The 17,459-nt window shown below is 33.0% G+C and carries 18 protein-coding genes and 2 pseudogenes; 7 read left to right on the forward strand and 13 right to left on the reverse strand.

Annotated elements, in window-relative coordinates:
• The 13 genes and pseudogenes from ACKVOD_RS10345 to ACKVOD_RS10405 form a co-directional block, all read right to left on the reverse strand.
• A pseudogene (locus tag ACKVOD_RS10345) lies at positions 1–324 on the reverse strand (transposase); the annotation flags it as partial.
• 390 nt (positions 325–714) lie between these two features.
• On the reverse strand, positions 715–1,722 hold the full coding sequence (gene moaA / locus ACKVOD_RS10350; protein ID WP_409209393.1) for a GTP 3',8-cyclase MoaA: 1,008 nt from the start codon (positions 1,720–1,722) through the stop codon (positions 715–717).
• Positions 1,709–2,623 carry a bifunctional molybdenum cofactor biosynthesis protein MoaC/MoaB gene (gene moaCB / locus ACKVOD_RS10355; protein WP_409209394.1) on the reverse strand — a complete coding sequence of 305 codons (915 nt, stop codon included), beginning with the start codon at positions 2,621–2,623 and terminating at the stop codon, positions 1,709–1,711. The genes moaA and moaCB overlap by 14 nt, the downstream gene beginning before the upstream one ends.
• A gap of 69 nt (positions 2,624–2,692) precedes the next feature.
• Positions 2,693–3,105: pseudogene (locus ACKVOD_RS10360) on the reverse strand (GxxExxY protein).
• Positions 3,106–3,819: 714 nt separating this feature from the next.
• On the reverse strand, positions 3,820–4,254 hold the full coding sequence (locus ACKVOD_RS10365) for a molybdenum cofactor biosynthesis protein MoaE (RefSeq protein WP_409209395.1): 435 nt from the start codon (positions 4,252–4,254) through the stop codon (positions 3,820–3,822).
• A gap of 11 nt (positions 4,255–4,265) precedes the next feature.
• Positions 4,266–5,333 carry a ThiF family adenylyltransferase gene (locus tag ACKVOD_RS10370; protein ID WP_409209396.1) on the reverse strand — a complete coding sequence of 356 codons (1,068 nt, stop codon included), beginning with the start codon at positions 5,331–5,333 and terminating at the stop codon, positions 4,266–4,268.
• A 46-nt stretch (positions 5,334–5,379) separates the two neighbouring features.
• Positions 5,380–5,616 carry a MoaD/ThiS family protein gene (locus tag ACKVOD_RS10375; RefSeq protein ID WP_409209397.1) on the reverse strand — a complete coding sequence of 79 codons (237 nt, stop codon included), beginning with the start codon at positions 5,614–5,616 and terminating at the stop codon, positions 5,380–5,382.
• Entirely contained in the window at positions 5,613–6,404 is a 792-nt protein-coding gene (cobA, locus tag ACKVOD_RS10380; RefSeq protein ID WP_409209398.1) for a uroporphyrinogen-III C-methyltransferase, read from the reverse strand. The genes ACKVOD_RS10375 and cobA overlap by 4 nt, the downstream gene beginning before the upstream one ends.
• Positions 6,405–6,415: 11 nt before the next feature.
• Positions 6,416–6,973, reverse strand: coding sequence for a molybdenum cofactor guanylyltransferase (locus ACKVOD_RS10385; RefSeq protein ID WP_409209399.1), 558 nt, complete (start codon positions 6,971–6,973; stop codon positions 6,416–6,418).
• An 11-nt stretch (positions 6,974–6,984) separates the two neighbouring features.
• A complete protein-coding gene (locus tag ACKVOD_RS10390; RefSeq protein WP_409209400.1) occupies positions 6,985–7,731 on the reverse strand; it encodes a sulfite exporter TauE/SafE family protein in 747 nt (248 codons plus the stop codon).
• Positions 7,732–7,741: 10 nt separating this feature from the next.
• Entirely contained in the window at positions 7,742–8,914 is a 1,173-nt protein-coding gene (gene glp / locus ACKVOD_RS10395) for a gephyrin-like molybdotransferase Glp (RefSeq protein ID WP_409209401.1), read from the reverse strand.
• Between the two features lie 191 nt (positions 8,915–9,105).
• Positions 9,106–10,686, reverse strand: a complete 1,581-nt coding sequence (locus ACKVOD_RS10400; RefSeq protein WP_409209402.1) for an NADP-dependent glyceraldehyde-3-phosphate dehydrogenase — start codon at positions 10,684–10,686, stop codon at positions 9,106–9,108.
• 64 nt (positions 10,687–10,750) lie between these two features.
• Positions 10,751–11,056 (reverse strand): rhodanese-like domain-containing protein, encoded by a 306-nt coding sequence (locus ACKVOD_RS10405; protein WP_409209403.1) that lies wholly within the window; start codon positions 11,054–11,056, stop codon positions 10,751–10,753.
• Positions 11,057–11,463: 407 nt separating this feature from the next.
• Between ACKVOD_RS10405 and ACKVOD_RS10410 the strand changes: the two genes are divergently transcribed.
• The 7 genes from ACKVOD_RS10410 to trpC form a co-directional block, all read left to right on the forward strand.
• Complete coding sequence (locus tag ACKVOD_RS10410; RefSeq protein WP_409209404.1) at positions 11,464–11,934, forward strand: MarR family winged helix-turn-helix transcriptional regulator; 471 nt, start codon at positions 11,464–11,466, stop codon at positions 11,932–11,934.
• Positions 11,931–12,563 (forward strand): NAD(P)H-dependent oxidoreductase, encoded by a 633-nt coding sequence (locus ACKVOD_RS10415; RefSeq protein WP_409209405.1) that lies wholly within the window; start codon positions 11,931–11,933, stop codon positions 12,561–12,563. The genes ACKVOD_RS10410 and ACKVOD_RS10415 overlap by 4 nt, the downstream gene beginning before the upstream one ends.
• Positions 12,564–12,592: 29 nt before the next feature.
• A complete protein-coding gene (locus ACKVOD_RS10420) occupies positions 12,593–13,159 on the forward strand; it encodes a YceI family protein (protein ID WP_409209406.1) in 567 nt (188 codons plus the stop codon).
• Positions 13,160–13,505: 346 nt separating this feature from the next.
• Positions 13,506–14,906, forward strand: a complete 1,401-nt coding sequence (locus ACKVOD_RS10425; protein WP_409209407.1) for an anthranilate synthase component I family protein — start codon at positions 13,506–13,508, stop codon at positions 14,904–14,906.
• A 74-nt stretch (positions 14,907–14,980) separates the two neighbouring features.
• The gene (locus ACKVOD_RS10430; RefSeq protein WP_409209408.1) at positions 14,981–15,547 is read left to right on the forward strand and encodes an anthranilate synthase component II; all 567 of its coding nucleotides are present in this window, start codon (positions 14,981–14,983) and stop codon (positions 15,545–15,547) included.
• 64 nt (positions 15,548–15,611) lie between these two features.
• Positions 15,612–16,604, forward strand: a complete 993-nt coding sequence (gene trpD, locus ACKVOD_RS10435) for an anthranilate phosphoribosyltransferase (protein ID WP_409209409.1) — start codon at positions 15,612–15,614, stop codon at positions 16,602–16,604.
• A gap of 85 nt (positions 16,605–16,689) precedes the next feature.
• A partial coding sequence (gene trpC, locus ACKVOD_RS10440) for an indole-3-glycerol phosphate synthase TrpC (protein ID WP_409209410.1) occupies positions 16,690–17,459 on the forward strand: 770 nt, incomplete at its 3' end.

Raw genomic sequence — 17,459 nt, forward strand, 5'->3', positions numbered from 1 at the left:
TTTTGAAAAAAACTTAGCATCCATTCTCTTCTGCTCTCTGGCTCTTCTAGTATGGTTTTTACAATTTGTTTTGATGTAAATTTTTTAAAATCTCTTATTATATCTGACAATACAAAGCCATTTGTTCCTTTACAAAGCAAATGTAAATGACTGTGCATTATGCAATAGGCATAAATTTATAAGTCTTTGTTTTCTTGACAATAGTGTAATGCTCTAATTATGTTATTTTTTTGATTCAATCTTGTAAAACATCTATCCAACCAACTGTAGTAATGGTTATAAAAAGGCTTCTTCGGTTGTGGTAGCTATATATTTTGTTGACATATTATTTTAAAAATAACAAAACTACAAATTTTTATTGTTCCTCTGCGATACTCTCGTTAATGGGCACGGATTGTAAATCCGCGCTATCCTATACGAGATAATTATTGCAAATCCGCGCTATCGGGGATATGCAAATTTGAAACATTCCTAGAAGTTTCGAATATTATGTCAGTTATAAAATTTTCCATATGTTATTTTAAATTTTCAATAAAACTATTTTAGGACTCCGAGTTTTTTTAAGCTTGTGCATAACTCATATATACCAGCCATAAAATGGCCACAATCTACCCAAAAAGGGGTGGCTTTGTGCCATAATAATCTCCGATATTTATTTACTAATATACAAATAATTCTTACAAATCTTCAGATACGACTATTATTGAAGTTGATTTACCCCCCAATCGCAATCATACTTCGATTGTCTTGGTTCAAAACAGGATTGTTTACCGCATCGATAGTTTCCATTCCGGCGCGTATTTTCTTTTTGTTTTGGAGGGCAAATGCAATCAAATTTTCTAGGGATTCGCCGTTTCTGTAGGCGGTGAGTAAATCGGTTTCGGCGTTAGAGAACAAACAATTTTTTATTTTACCATTGGCAGTCAATCGAATGCGATTGCAACCATCACAAAAGGGATTCGTGATGGAGCTAATGATACCAAAGCTGCCCAAATAGTTTTTTATTTTATACTCCCGAGCCGTGAAATTCTTCTCGTTTTCTAGTGTTTCTAACTCGGTGGCTGGAAAATGATTTTGGACTTGCTGCAAAATTTCGTGTTGGCTTACCATTTTACTTCTGTCCCAATCGTTTCCTGCAAAAGGCATGAATTCGATAAACCGAATCGAAATGGGTAGAAACTCAGTCAGTTTTATAAAATCGATAATTTCGTTGTCGTTAAAACCTTTAATCAAAACGACATTGACTTTGATTTTAAATTCCTGATTCAAAAGCAAATGCAAGTTATCAAGTACTTTTTCGAACTGATTGCGCAACGTGATGGTTTGAAATTTTTCAGGAACCAAAGTGTCTAAACTCAGGTTGATTTTCTTGATGTTGTATTGCTTTAAAATAGCAATATGCTTATCAATGAGAATTCCGTTTGTAGTAATCGAAATTTCGGTATTCAATTTCGATAATTGAGCAATGATTTCGGGAAAGTCTTTTCTTAATAAGGGTTCTCCGCCTGTAAGTCGGATTTTATCGACTCCATTATTGACAAAGGTTTTTGCAATAGCAAAAATTTCGTCAGCGGTCATCAAACTCGCCTTTGGACTCAACGCAATGCCGTCAGCGGGCATACAATAGGTACAACGCAAATTGCATTTCTCGATCAAAGAAATACGCAAATAGTTGTGTTTGCGTCCAAAATCATCCGTTAAAACCGTCTTATTGGCTATCATGATTATTTCCTTTTAGGATATGAAATACATGCAATACATGCGGAAAAATAGCATCCATAGATTCTTTGGCTCCATTGGCAGAACCTGGTAAAGCCAACACTAAAGCGTTGCCTAAAGTGCCCACAACAGAACGCGAAAGCATGGCATACGGCATACGATCTTGACCGTATTTGCGAATGGCTTCTTCAATCCCTGGAATTCTAGTTTCGAGCAAAGGTTCTAATGCTTCGGGAGTGACATCTCTTGGCGAAAGCCCCGTTCCTCCCGTGAAAATAACCAACTGATTATCTTTAGCGAAAGCTTTGGTTTTTTCTTGAATGACCGAAACTTCATCAGGAATAATTTCATAATGGGTCGTATCAACTCCCGAAAGGGCTAGTTTTTCGACAATAATTTTACCCGATTTATCTTCTTTATCTCCCGCAAAAATCGAATCGGAACATACAAAAACCGCCGCTTTGATTCCCGCAGGAAACCTGTTTTTATAGGATGATTTTCCGCCATGCTTACTGATTAGTTTTATGTTCGAAATCTCAATGTTTTTATCAATAGGTTTGAGCATATCATACATCGTGAGTGCCACAATCGAAGCACCGTGCATGGCTTCGACCTCAACCCCAGTTTTATAAACCGTTTTTACTGTGAAAATAATAGCAATACTCAAATCCTTGATTTCATACTCCACCGAAGTAAACTCAATAGGAATAGGATGGCAATCGGGTATCGCTAAATGGGTGTTTTTAACAGCAAATAATCCCGCTGTTTTAGCCATTTCGAGCACATTCCCTTTCGGAACTAGATTATTTACAACGGCGTCAATAGTGTCTTGAAGGCTAACATTTACGGTAGCCATAGCCGTTGCGGTTCGCAGTGTGTTTATTTTATGTGTGATGTCAACCATTCTTTAGGTGTTTTTATTCAAAGTAAAAGTGTTGTCTTCTAATTTTATGAGTATTCTAGTCTGTAATGACTAAAATTTAGAGGCATTTGTAAAATATTCATTAACAAAAGTTTTTTGTCCCTCTTTGAAAATATTGTAACAATTAAAATTAATTAAAATTCCTTTTGGAGCTTTTAAAAGTTTCATATACGTAAGAAGTTGTGCTTCGTGTATAACATTAATTTCAGAACAGCTTTTAATTCAACAACAAGGCATTTTTCAATAAATAAATCACATTTAAAATCAATTTCAAGTTCTTTATTCTTGTAAATAACTGGAATTCTCATTTCAGTAGAAAAATTTATATTTCTATAAGATAATTCTTCTTTCAAGCATTGATGATATACATTTTCTAACAAACCTCTACCCATTATTTTATGCACTTCTATGGCAGCACCAATAACATCGTAAGTTAACTCATCTAAATATTTTTGTGTTATCATTTTATTTTATTTCTTTAAGCACACTTCGAAATAGAAGTTGCACTTTTTCAGATAAACTGCTATGTTGAAAAATAGTATATTTTCTATTCAAATCTTTATTTACAAACACAGACTATGATTCTATGTGGTTTAAAACAGGTAACTTTTGTGTTACCATAGTATTTTATTTATTTAACCACATAGAGTCATAGGTTTTTATATTTAACAGTTTACATAGAAGTTTCACTTTTTCAGATAAGTAACTATGTTGAAAAATAGTATGTTTTCTATTCTAATCTTTATTTACAAACACAGACTATGATTCTATGTGGTTTAAATAAGTAACTTTTCTATTATCATTTTATTTTATTTCTTTAACCACATAGATTCATAGGTTATATTTTTGACAGTTTACATAGAAGTTTCACTTTTTCAGATAAGTAACTATGTTTAAAATAGTATATTTTCTATTCTAATCTTTATTTAAAAACACAAACTATGATTCTATGTGGTTTAAAAAAACCCTTTTTGTATTATCCTAAAAATTTATTTTTTACCACATAGAATCATAGATTTTGTCATTTAAAGTCTACATAGAAGTTTCACTTTTTCAGATAAGCTGCTATGTTGAAAAATAGTATATTTTCTATTCAAATCTTTATTTACAAACACAGACTATGATTCTATGTGGTTTAAAATAAGAAAATTGCATATTTTAATCTTTGCAATTTACATTTAATTATTTTTTTTCCATGTAAAAGTCTCGTTTTCGAAAAGCTCTTTTCCAAAAATAGGCACTTCCGTTTTAACCCAATTCACAATCGCTTCGGTAGCGGCATAAACCTGTTTTCTTCTAGTGGCAGAAACAAAGACAAACAAACAGATTTCTCCTGCTTTGACCACTCCTAGACTGTGATAAATGTGCATACAAATGAGATCGAACTGGGCAAATGCTCTTTCTCTAATTTCATCTAGTTTTTCATTTGCCATTTCTTCATAAGCAGTATAATCGATTGCCGAAACGAAATTGCCTTCGATTGCATCAGCTCTTACTTGACCCAAAAAAATGTTATGCGCACCAATAGTGGTTTTTGATTGGTGTTTAGCAATTGAATTTCCAATAAATTCTGCACTTATTGGCCCTTGTATAAAAACTGTTTTCTTACTCATTTTTTATATTTTTAGAAAACAGCAACCGTTTCCTTATTTATTTTTTCAATGGCAATCGCACCGCCAATAATACTTTTGACATTCTTAAAATCATATTTCCTTAATAGCTCCACTGCTTTCTTGCTTCGGATACCCGATTGACAAAAAACAATTAGGGCTAGATTACTATCCAACTGAGACAGCTCTTTTTCAAGATAATCTAAAGGAATTTGTATGCTATTAGGGAGATTTATTTGGGGAGTTTCATCAAAATTGCGAACATCTAGAAAAAAAACTTCGGGACTATTAGCAAGTTCTAAAGCCTCAAAAGCTGAAATTTCTTCTATAAAATTGTTATATTTCTCTTCAAAATCTAAAACACTCATAACTTTAACATCTGATTTAGAAAAGGAATACTTCTGTTGGTCATTGGTCAACAAATTATAGACTAATAATTCTCCCGACAACACCTCCCCTATTCCTAAAATCATTTTCAATACTTCATTGGCTTGTAACATACCTATTAAACCAACCGAAGTACCTAAAACCCCTGATTCATTACAGTTTTTAGTTTCTTGTGATTTGTTAGGAAAAAGACAACGATAACTAGGTCCGTTTTGATAATTAAAAACTGAAACCTGTCCTTCAAATTTAAATACTGAGCCGTATACAAAAGGAGTTTTAGTGACTATTGAGGCATCATTTATTAGATATTTTGTGCTTAAATTATCGGTAGCATCTACAACAATATCATAATTTTCAAATAATGAAATTGCATTTTTTGAGGTTAATTTTTCGTTATAGATATTTATTTTAATGTCAGGATTGAGTGCTAATGCCATTTTTTGGGCTTCGATAACTTTAGTTTCACCCACCGAACTGGTTTTGTAAATCACTTGGCGTTGTAAATTACTTATGGCTACAATATCATCATCAATGAGTCCGATTTCTCCAACACCAGCCGCAACAAGATACGGCAAAACAGTTGCTCCTAATCCGCCAGCGCCGGCAAGTAAAACTTTCGCCTGAAGTAACTTTGCTTGTCCCTCTGTTCCCACTTCTGGAAGAATTATTTGTCGGTTGTATCGTGTTGTTTCCATAAATGTATTATTTAAGAATTACCCCGCCGATGGGGGTTTAGGATACTTAACCTCCTGCAAAAGGAGGCAATAGGGCAACGATATCGTTACTTTTTAAGCTATATTCAGCAGAATTTTGAACTATTTTTTGATTCACAGCTACTGTAAATGTCAAATCAGTCAATTGGTGTTTTTGTTTCAATGCAGCTAACAAATCACTCAAAAGCCTATTCGAAAAAGAAAGTTCCTCTTCATTGCTTTTTGTTTGCTCTGCGATAGCACCAAAATACTTAACGGTTATCATGCAACAATATTTAAATTTTGAAAAATAAAATCGTCATTCTCGTTTTTTAAATAGGAATCCCATTGGAAATTATTTTTGACCACTTCGCCAATAACAATAATGGCTGGCGAAGCCAATTGGTATTCTCGAACCAATTCTTGAATGGTACTGATCGTTCCTATCACTTTTTTCTGGTTGGATTTTGTTCCATTTTGAATAATCGTAATAGGCAAATCCTCTTTTCCATTGGTTTGATAAATCGAAATGATTTCTTCTAATTTATTCATTCCCATCAAAATTACAACTGTAGCAGTCGACTGCGCCGCTAGCGTAACATCTTTGGATAATTTATGTTCCGATGTTGTTCCGGTAATTACCCAAAAACTTTCGGATACACCGCGTTGGGTTAAGCTAATGCCATTGGCTGCAGGAACACCCAAAGCCGATGATATTCCGGGAACTATTGCGGTTTCGATACCATATTTTTTAACAAATTCTATTTCTTCGCTTCCTCTACCAAAAATAAAAGGATCCCCTCCTTTTAAGCGAACCACATGACCAAATTGTTTTGCCATAGACACAATAAGTTCGTTTATTTGATCTTGAGTATAGGCATGGCAGCCAAAACGTTTGCCTACAAAAACTATTTCGGCATTTGTCGCATAGGCTAATAACTCTTCGTTCACCAAAGCATCATACAAAACTACATCAGCATTTTCGAGTGCTTTTATTGCTTTCAAAGTAATCAACTCAATATCTCCTGGTCCTGCGCCAACTATAGTTAGTTTTGGTTTTTTTGTATTTATCATTTTAGTATAACTTAAATTAATTCAATTGCTTTTAAATCGGCTACTGAATTAATATTTTTAAACAACTTTATATTTTTTTCTTCAATTGGAATCAATTGATGCTTATTTTTTGAAATAAAATCCATCATTTTTAATGAATTTAAATCTATGGCTTCTTTTAAAACTGAAATTAAATTTCTAGAATACATTCCAATTAATGGATGAATTCTTTCGTGATTTCCAAAAACCGAAATATCAACATTTTCTGTATGTGTATCCACTAACAGCTGAATCATTTGTGAAGAAATTAGTGGAATATCACAACTTAAAATCAAATTATCATCAAAATCTGAATGAACTAGTGCCGAATATATTCCGCCCAAAGGTCCTTTTTCTAACACAATATCTTTTACAATTTTAAACCCTAAATAATCGTATTCAATTGAGTTGGTGACCAACTGAATGTTTTCAGAAATTGGCAAAACTGCATCAATAATATGTTCGATAAAAGCCTTGTTTTGATATAAAACTAATCCTTTCTCCGATTGCATTCGGCTACTTTTCCCACCACACAAAATTGATATTTGCATACTATTAATTATCAAATAATTAGCTTGAAACTAGCAATCAAAATTACCGAAGCTAAAACATATTTCAAAACTTTATTAGAGAAATAACCACTGCCATAATATGAACCTAAAAATCCTCCAAAAACTGCTATTGGCACTAAATATAAACTATCTGAAGGAAATGTTTTGTCTCCAATAAAATAGCCTGAAAGTCCCGCAATTGAATTGACAAAGATAAACAAACTAGAAATAGCTGCAGTCTCTTTTATCGTTGCCCAGCCCAATAATAATAAAACTGGACTTAATATAACTCCACCACCAATACCTAACATGCCTGACAAAAGCCCTATTGCGAAACCAATTGCCATCGCCAAAACGTTATTTATTGGCTTGATTTCATTTTCTTTATTAATGAAAAAACCTAGTAATCGCAATGCTGCTAAAATTAATACAATGCCTAATAAAATTTTATAGGTACTGTTTTCTAAAGGCATCATACCTCCTAAAAATGCAGCTGGAACCGAAGTAATAGCAAAGGGATAAAAAAGCTTTGGTTTAAAGAACTCTTTTCTACTAAAATAGAAGATAAAAGATATCGCTGAGACAAATAGATTAAGCAATAAAGCAGAGGGTTTCATTACCGAAATAGGAAATGAAAAAAGACTCATTAACGCCAAATATCCAGAAGCGCCACCATGACCCACACTAGAATACAAAAAAGCAACAACCGCCATCAAAATGCAGAAAAGAATTAAAAAATTTGTGTTTACTATCTCCATTTTTAATGCTTTAAAGTATAGGTATAACTACAACTTCTTGGTTTTTTTCGACACTTACTGCATCAAAAGACAAATAAATTAAACCATTTGCCATAGCAAAGCTATTTAACATCGCTGAACTTTGACTTTCTAAAACGGTAACGGAATTATCATCATAAAACCCTTTTAAAAACAGTGATTTACCTGAATTATTTTCAAACGAACTGGTTATTTTTCGTTTAATTTTTGGCAAATGAATTGCTTCAAAACCCATGCTTATTTTTAAAGCAGGATAAACATAAACATAAAAACTCGTCAAAGAAGATGCTGGATTTCCAGGTAAAGCAAAAACGATGGTTTGTTCTTTTTTTCCAAAAAACAAAGGTTTCCCTGGCTTTTGATTGATTGTATAAAACAATTCTTCAACACCATTGGCTAAAAGAGCTTCTTTGACAAAATCATAATCACCAACCGAAATTCCTCCCGAAACTAAAATAATATCAAAATTAGAAAGGCATTCTTTCAACACTTTTTTAGTGTTCTTTAAACTATCATTAACTGTGAGTTTTTTAATTTTACTAATCCCAATAGTTTGCATAGCAGCTTCAAGCATAACCGAATTACTTTCGAAAATTTTCCCTTTGGGTAATTTTTTTCCGGGAGACACTAATTCGTTTCCAGTGATCACAATGGCTACTTTTGGTTTAGCAAAAACGGATATCTTTGTTATTCCTAAACAGGCCAAAAAACCAATAGCAGCAGGTGTTATTCGAGTATTCTTTTCCAAAACAAGGGCCCCTTTTTGAACTTGCTCCCCTTTGTTTCTAACATTTGCACAAAAAGAAGGCATTTTAGTAATTTGAAGAAAATCATCATTTCTCAAAGTATGCTCTTGCATAACCACTGTGTCTAAACGATCAGGTACAAAGGCACCCGTAAAAATTCGAATTGCCTCATTTTTTGCAGTCTTTTTATTAGAAAAATCTCCTGCTTGAGAGGTACTTACTACTTTATAATCATGTAATTCAGAATGCGAAAAAGCATAACCATCCATAGCAGATTGCCTAAAAGGGGGCATATCTATAGGCGCATAAATTGCTTCTGCCAAAATAAAATCAAGCGCATGAGCCACTTGTATTTTTTTGATTGGCATTCGGCAACTTTGGGTTGCAATAATCGATAATGCTTCTTCGACTTGTATCATTTTTTATAAAAAACTACGTAAAAATACTTAATACAAATATACGTAATTATATTCATTTGCAATAAAAAACATAACATGTTTTTTTTCGGAAAGATTATTAAAAGAAAAAAGAGGAAAACCTGAATAGGTAAATCCTCTTTTTTTGATTATTCTATTTACAAAAAAACTAAGTTATTCTATAAAAATCAAGATTACAAAATATAATCAGTATTAATAAAATTAGATTCTTTGCTGTTTAACAATTCCTGCAAAATATTATTGTTGTATTCATTATCTTTAGAAGCTACGAAGGTTCTTATAGAGAAAGAGCGCAAAGCATCATGAATACTCAAGGTTCCAACAGCGGAATCTTTTCTACCTGTAAACGGAAAAACATCTGGTCCTCTTTGACAAGAACTATTTAAATTCACTCTACACACCAAATTCACCAAATTATCGATAAGTGGTGCGATGGTTTTTACATTTTGACCAAACAAACTAACTTGCTGTCCATAATTTGATTCTGCCATATCATCTAAAGGTTCTTGAATATTTTTGAAAGAAATAATTGGAACTACTGGTCCGAATTGCTCTTCATGGTAAATACGCATTTGTTTATTTATAGGATATAAAATAGCAGGAAATATGTAATTATCCAATTGTTTTCCCCCTTTTTCATTAATGACTTTGGCGCCAAGACTAGTAGCATCATCTATTAATTCTTGAATATAAGCAGGTTTATCTTTTTCTGGTAAAGGCGTAAGAAAGGCTGATTTATCCCAAGGATTTCCGTAAACTAGCGCATCTACTTTGGCAGCAAAACGTTTGTTAAACTCATCTGCAATAGATTCGTGAACATACAACACTTTTAAGGCAGTACATCTTTGTCCATTAAACGACAAAGATCCCGCTACACATTCTGCAATAGCCAAATCTAAATTAGCATCGGGTAAAATAATTGCTGGATTTTTTGCCTCTAAACCTAAAACCAAACGCAATCTGTTTTTATTTGGATGTAAATCTTGCAAAGCGATAGCCGATTTACTATTCCCGATCAAAGCTAAAATAGCTACTCGCCCTGATTTCATAATCGGAGAAGCCACTTCTCGACCACGACCATACAATATATTTATAACCCCTTTTGGAAAACTACTTCTAAAAGCTTCTAACAAAGGAGATATCAACAATACACCGTGTTTTGCAGGTTTAAAAATTACAGGATTACCCATAATTAACGCAGGAATTAGTAAAGAAAATGTTTCGTTCAAAGGGTAATTGTAAGGCCCTAAACATAGCACTACTCCTAAAGGTCCACGACGAACCATGGCGTTTATTCCTTGCACTTTTGAAAAATGTGCGCTACGGCTGTTTAATTCTTTGTAACTATCAATAGTATCATAGATATATTCTACGGTTCTATCAAATTCTTTTTCAGAATCTCCTAGCGTTTTTCCAATTTCCCACATCAAAAGTTTGACAACCTCAGCACGAGTTTCTTTCATTTGAGTTACAAATTTTTCCATACACTTAATACGATCCGCTACCTTCATTGTAGGCCATAGACCTTGACCGTTATGAAAAGCCGCGTCAGCAGAATCTAAAGCATTCATTGCATCAACTTCGGTCATCGATGGAATAGAACCTAATAAAGTAGCTTGATAATTTTCGGTAGAAGAAATAGTCGAATATACTGGAGTTGTTGCACCTGTCCATTTTTTTAATTCTCCATCAAGCAGAAAATTATCTTGATGTAACAAAGATGTAATTTGAAATTCTTGTGGTATTGTATTCATTATTTTTATGTTTATTTCTGTTTAAATTAAAAAAGGGACTGAAGTACCTTTATGTGTTTTTATACTAAACTATGTCACCATTCCATTCTATAATTCCTCCAAGTAAATTATAGGCGTTTTCTATTCCTAATTCGTTCATTATTTGACAGGCTTTTGCACTTCTAACCCCTGAACGACAATAGACATAATAATTTTTGGTTTTGTCTAAAGCTTCAATTGCCGCCATAAATTCTGTCCCTTTGTGAATATCAATATTTATTGCATTTTCTATAATTCCTTGATTGCATTCGTCTTCTGTTCTTACATCAAGTATTACAGGGTTCGTATCAGCTTCAAATTGAGAAACCCATTCTTCTTGTGTCAAATTCATATTATTATTATTTTATTGTAAAATTACGAGATTTAAATCAAAATTTACCTAACACAATTGTTAATTCCGTAATTATTCTAAGAAAACGTTTTCGAATACACATAAATTCAACGAATTGCGAATTTGTCAAATAAATCGCAACAAATCACTGTTATATCTATTTATTACACTAACAAAATAGCATTAACTCAACTTAACTGTGAATTTGTATTTTAATTATATCTTTAATAACAGCCTTATTTTGAAAAATAGTAAGGGTAAAAATATCTTTTCTAATTACCATTTTGAGACCGAAATCCATTAAAAAAAAAGCAGTTATAATTTTTTAACAAAACGATAACATAACATTTGTATGTACAAATATAAAATACACTACATTTGTACCTACAAACAATATGTTTTGCTTTATGAAAATTGAAGAAGTTATAAAATCAAGCGTTTTAATGGATAATTCGAAAAAAGTTATTCTAAACATTATCTATACACAAAATGTAATTTATGATAGGTTCAATGAAATAGTAAAGCCTTATGATTTATCTTCTGAACAATATAATGTTTTACGAATTTTAAGAGGTCAAAAAGGGAATCCCGCAAACATGTGTTTACTTCAAGAACGAATGCTAGCCAAAACCAGCAACACAACAAGACTAGTAGACAAATTGCTATTGAAGGAATTTGTAACCCGAGAAGTTTGCCCTGAAAATCGCAGAAAAATTGAAGTTAAGATTACACCAAAAGGACTTGATATTTTGCAAGAATTAGATCCCAAAATTATTGAACATGAAAATTACTTTTCGAAAAATTTAAATCAGCAAGAATTAGAATTATTAAATCAATTATTAGAAAAATACAGAACCCAACAAACAACAATATTATGAGCACTTTTTTAGAAAATCAAAACTGGCGTTACGCAACAAAGAAATTCGATTCGTCCAAGAAAATTTCACCCGAAGATTTAAACACCTTAAAAGAAGCCATTCGCTTGAGTTCTTCTTCTTTCGGACTACAACCTTATCAAGTTATTATTGTTGAAAATCCCGAATTAAGAGCGCAATTAAAACCAGCATCCTGGGGACAATCTCAAATTATTGACGCTTCACATTTAATAGTTTTTGCTTGCAAAACCGATGTTAGCAACGATTATATCGATGGCTATCTTCAAAATATTGCCGATACAAGAGGTTTGGCACTAGAAAATGTAACTCCTTATGGCGATTACATCAAAGGGTTTTTGGCTAATGTTCCAGCAGAAGTAATTCCTGTTTGGACAGCAAAACAAACCTATTTAGCACTTGCAAATTTATTAAATGCTGCTGCTGAACTTAAAATTGATGTTACGCCTATGGAAGGTTTTGTTCCAGAACAATACAATGAAATATTAGGACTTACACAGTTGGGATTAAACGCCAGTTTAGTAGCAACCATAGGTTACCGAAGCGAAGAAGATGCCACACAGCATCTTAAAAAAGTTAGAAAATCAAACGACGAATTATTTATTACACTTTAATTATTTATAAACAATCAAATTTAAACAGCATGAAAAATTTAAAATCAATAGCATTAGCCTTAGTAGTACTTATAAGTACAGTATCCGTAACCGCTCAGATCAAAAAAATTGATGTTACAAAAAGTAAAATAGAATGGATAGGAAAAAAAGTAACTGGTAAACATAACGGAACAGTAAACTTTACAGATGGTTCTTTGACTTTCAAAAAAAACAAATTAAGTTCAGGAAGTTTTACAGTAGACATGACCTCTTTAACCGCAACTGACTTAACTGGAGAGTACAAAGATAAATTAGACGGTCACTTGAAAGCGGATGACTTTTTTGGAACAGAAAAATTCCCAACTGCTTCTTTAGTGTTTAAAAAAATTAAAGCTGTTTCAACAAGCCTTTATACAATAACAGCAGATTTAACTATCAAAGGAATTACTAAACCTATCATTTTTGATCTTGCTACAAAAGAAAAAACAGCAACAACCACATTTAATGTAAACAGAACTTTGTATGATATAAAATATGGTTCTAAATCTTTTTTTGATAGCCTAGGTGACAAAGCTATTTCGGATGAGTTCGAATTGAATATTGCTCTAAATTTTTAATTCAATACCAAAAGTAAAACTAACAAACCCCAAGAAGATATTTTTGGGGTTTGTTGTTTTAAGAAAATAAAAAAAGTGTTTTTTTATTTAAACTATTTGGATAATCAATTTTGATTTATATATTTGTCCTATGAAAATAATTTTAAAAAATACTTGGTGGTGGAACATTTTACGTCAATCGTCGTGAACAAAGCTACCGTAGTATAAAACTATAAATAGATAAGGCTTGTCATCACGACAAGCCTTTTTTTTTAGCCCCACCCCTCCCGATAGCTATCGGGACTCCCTAAACCCGTCTGCCGACAGGCAGAGGGGAGGGAGTAGAAACAAAATAGAAATTAATAATATGAAGAATTATAAATTACAAACCAATTACAAGCAAATTCTTGCCGACACGATTACTCCTGTTAGCATTTATTTTAAAATACGAGATAAATTCCCAAATAGTTTATTACTTGAAAGTAGCGATTATCACGGAAACGATAACAGTTTTTCGTATATCTGCTGTAACCCTATAGCTTCTATAAAAATTGAAAACGAAACGATTTATAAAAATTTTCCCGACGGAAGTTTTGAAAATACACCAATAGACTCTAAAACAGATATTCCACAAACAATACAAGATTTTTCAGGCCAATTTTCTTCAGATAAAACCAATTTTAAATTCATAAACAATGGTCTTTTTGGCTATATATCCTATGATGCTGTTCGCTATTTTGAAAAAGTAAACATTGCCAAAAAGGAAAATAACACTACTATTCCAGATGTGTATTATGCGGTTTATCAAAATATTATTGCTATAAATCATTTCAAAAACGAAGCTTATATTTTTTGTCATTCTGTAGACGGGAAAAACAATATCGCTGAAATTGAACAACTAATACAATCTCGCAATATAGCTTCGTACAAATTTTCAAAAGACGGGGAAGGCTATTCAAATTTAACCGATGAAGAATTCAAACACAATGTAGCTTTAGCAAAAAAACATTGCTATCGAGGTGATGTTTTTCAACTTGTCTTGTCCAGACGATTTACGCAAGGATTTAAAGGGGATGAATTTAATGTATATCGAGCATTAAGAAGTATCAACCCTTCGCCTTATCTGTTCTTTTTTGACTATGGTGATTTCAAAATATTTGGATCTTCTCCTGAAGCCCAGATCATTGTCAAAAACCGTAAAGCCGAAATTCATCCCATTGCAGGAACCTTCAGACGCACTGGCGATGACGAAAAAGACGCAGTTCTGGCCAAAAAATTATCCGAAGATAAAAAAGAAAATAGTGAACATGTTATGCTTGTAGATTTGGCTCGTAATGATTTAAGCCGAAATGGTCATAATGTAAAGGTGGAACGGTATAGAGAAATACAATTTTTCTCGCATGTAATTCATCTAGTTTCAAAAGTGACCGGTGTTTTACACGAGAAAGCAACCACAATGCAAGTAGTTGCCGACACTTTTCCAGCCGGAACCTTGAGTGGCGCTCCTAAACATAGAGCCATGCAACTCATTGAAGAATATGAAAAAACAAACCGTAATTTCTATGGAGGTGCCATCGGTTTTATGGACTTTGAAGGCAACTTTAATCATGCTATTATGATTCGAACTTTCTTAAGTAAAAACCACCAATTGCATTCTCAAGCAGGCGCAGGTATTGTTGCAGGTTCAAACGAAGAAAGCGAAATGCAAGAGGTCTATAATAAATTATTGGCGTTGAATAAAGCGCTAGAATTAGCGGAAACAATTTAATAAAAGTAATCAGTGTTCAGTTTTTAGTGTTGAGTCGCAACAGCCAAAACCTAAAAGTTTAAATGAAAAATAAAATGAAAAAAATATTAGTTATAGACAATTACGATAGTTTCACATATAATTTAGTGCATTATCTCGAAGATTTAGAATGTGAAGTTACCGTTTACAGAAACGATGAATTTGACATTGATGAAATTGCTCATTTTGACAAAATATTACTTTCTCCAGGTCCTGGAATACCTAATGAAGCTGGATTGTTAAAAGCGGTCATTGCAAAATATGCTCCAACTAAAAGCATTCTTGGTGTTTGTTTAGGACAACAAGCCATAGGCGAAGTATTTGGAGGCACCCTTTCAAACTTAGACAAAGTGTATCACGGCGTGGCAACAATGGTAAAAACCGCAGTTGATGATGAACTTTTATTTGAAGGATTAGGAAACGAATTTGAGGTAGGAAGATATCACTCATGGGTAGTAGATGCAAATTTACCTGATGTTTTAGAAGCTACATCTTTTGACGAAAATGGTCAAGTGATGTCTTTACGACACAAAACATTTGATGTAAAAGGTGTTCAATTTCATCCTGAAAGTGTATTGACACCTAATGGAAAAAAGATTTTGGAAAATTGGTTGAAAAATTAGTTTTCAATATTCAATAACGAGTGATTAAATAAATTTGTGCCTAAGTGCATTTGCGGTAAAAATTATGAAAGATATATTAAACAGACTTATCAATCACGAAATCCTTTCGAAAGAAGAGGCCAAAAACATATTGGTAAATATCTCCAACGGAAGCTATAATCCAAGTCAAATTGCATCGTTTTTGACGGTTTATATGATGCGAAGCATAACAATTGATGAATTAGCTGGTTTTCGTGAAGCTTTGCTGGATTTATGTATTCGGGTAGATTTATCGAACTATAATACTATCGATTTGTGCGGAACAGGCGGGGATGGAAAAGACACTTTTAACATTTCGACATTAGCGGCTTTTGTAACCGCTGGTGCAGGAATTAAAGTGGCAAAACACGGCAATTATGGTGTTTCGTCTATATCCGGTTCGAGCAATGTAATGGAGAAACTGGGAGTAAAATTTAGTAATGATAATTCTTTCTTAGAGAAATGCATTGACCAAGCGGGAATTTGTATCCTTCATGCTCCTTTATTTCATCCCGCTATGAAAAATGTCGCACCTATTCGAAAAGAATTAGGAGTAAAAACATTTTTCAATATGTTAGGTCCAATGGTGAATCCGTCCTTTCCTAAAAATCAATTAGTGGGCGTATTTAATCTGGAATTGGCTAGAATGTATGGCTATTTATATCAAAACACAGATAGGAATTTTACCATTTTACATTCCTTAGATGGGTATGATGAAATATCTTTGACATGTCCAACCAAGTTTATTTCAAAAAGTCAAGAAGGCATTTTAAACCCTAGTGATTTTGGAGTTGACCTTTTATCACAAATCGAAATTGAAGGCGGAAAAACCATCGAAGAATCGGCAACAATGTTCATGACTATTTTATCAGGAAAAGGAACCAAAGCTCAAAACAATGTAGTTTGTGCCAATGCGGCCATGGCAATTACAACGGTAAATGGTTGTTCACCACTTGAGGGATTTGAGATAGCAAAAGAAAGTTTGCTCTCCCAAAAAGGATTGGCAGCTTTGAATAAATTACAAGAATTAAGTAAATAGAAATAGTTTAAAGTTTAAGCTTTAAAGTTGTTGGAATGTGGCTCAACTTTAAACCTTAAACAAAGAAAACTTTAAACAAATAATAATGAACATACTCGATAGAATCATAGTTGACAAACGCAGAGAAGTCATTCTCAAAAAATCAATCATTCCTGTTTCACAATTAGAAGCTTCGATTTTCTTTGAAAAAAAAACAATTTCTTTAAGTGCAAATTTAAAAAATAGTACTTCTGGAATCATTGCCGAACACAAACGCCGTTCGCCATCAAAATCAGAAATTAATTATGGTTTCACAGTAGAAGAAGTAGTCAAAGGGTATGCAGATGCTGGCGCTTGTGGCATATCGGTATTAACAGACCAGAAATATTTTGGCGGATCGCTAGACGATTTACTTTTAGCCAGAGCCAGTGTAAATATCCCGCTTTTGCGAAAAGAATTTATTGTGGACGAATACCAAATATTGGAAGCCAAAGCCTACGGAGCCGATTTAATTTTGCTTATTGCTGCAGTTTTAACCCGAGAAGAAATAAAATCTTTGTCGGAATTTGCCAAAAGTTTAGGATTAGAAGTTTTGTTGGAAGTTCACAATCTCGAAGAGCTAGAAAAATCAATTGTGCCAACATTAGATATGATTGGTGTGAACAACAGAAATCTAAAAACCTTTGAAGTAAGCCTGGATTTCAGTAAAGAATTAGCCGGCAAAATCCCGAATGATTTTGTAAAAATATCAGAAAGTGGCATTTCATCTATTGAAGCTATCAACGAACTAAAACCTTACGGATATAAAGGATTCTTGATTGGCGAAAATTTTATGAAAACCGATAATGCTGGCGATGCGGCGAAGGAATTTATTTC

Origin of the sequence: Flavobacterium sp., assembly GCF_046155325.1 — a bacterium.
Taxonomy (GTDB): domain Bacteria; phylum Bacteroidota; class Bacteroidia; order Flavobacteriales; family Flavobacteriaceae; genus Flavobacterium.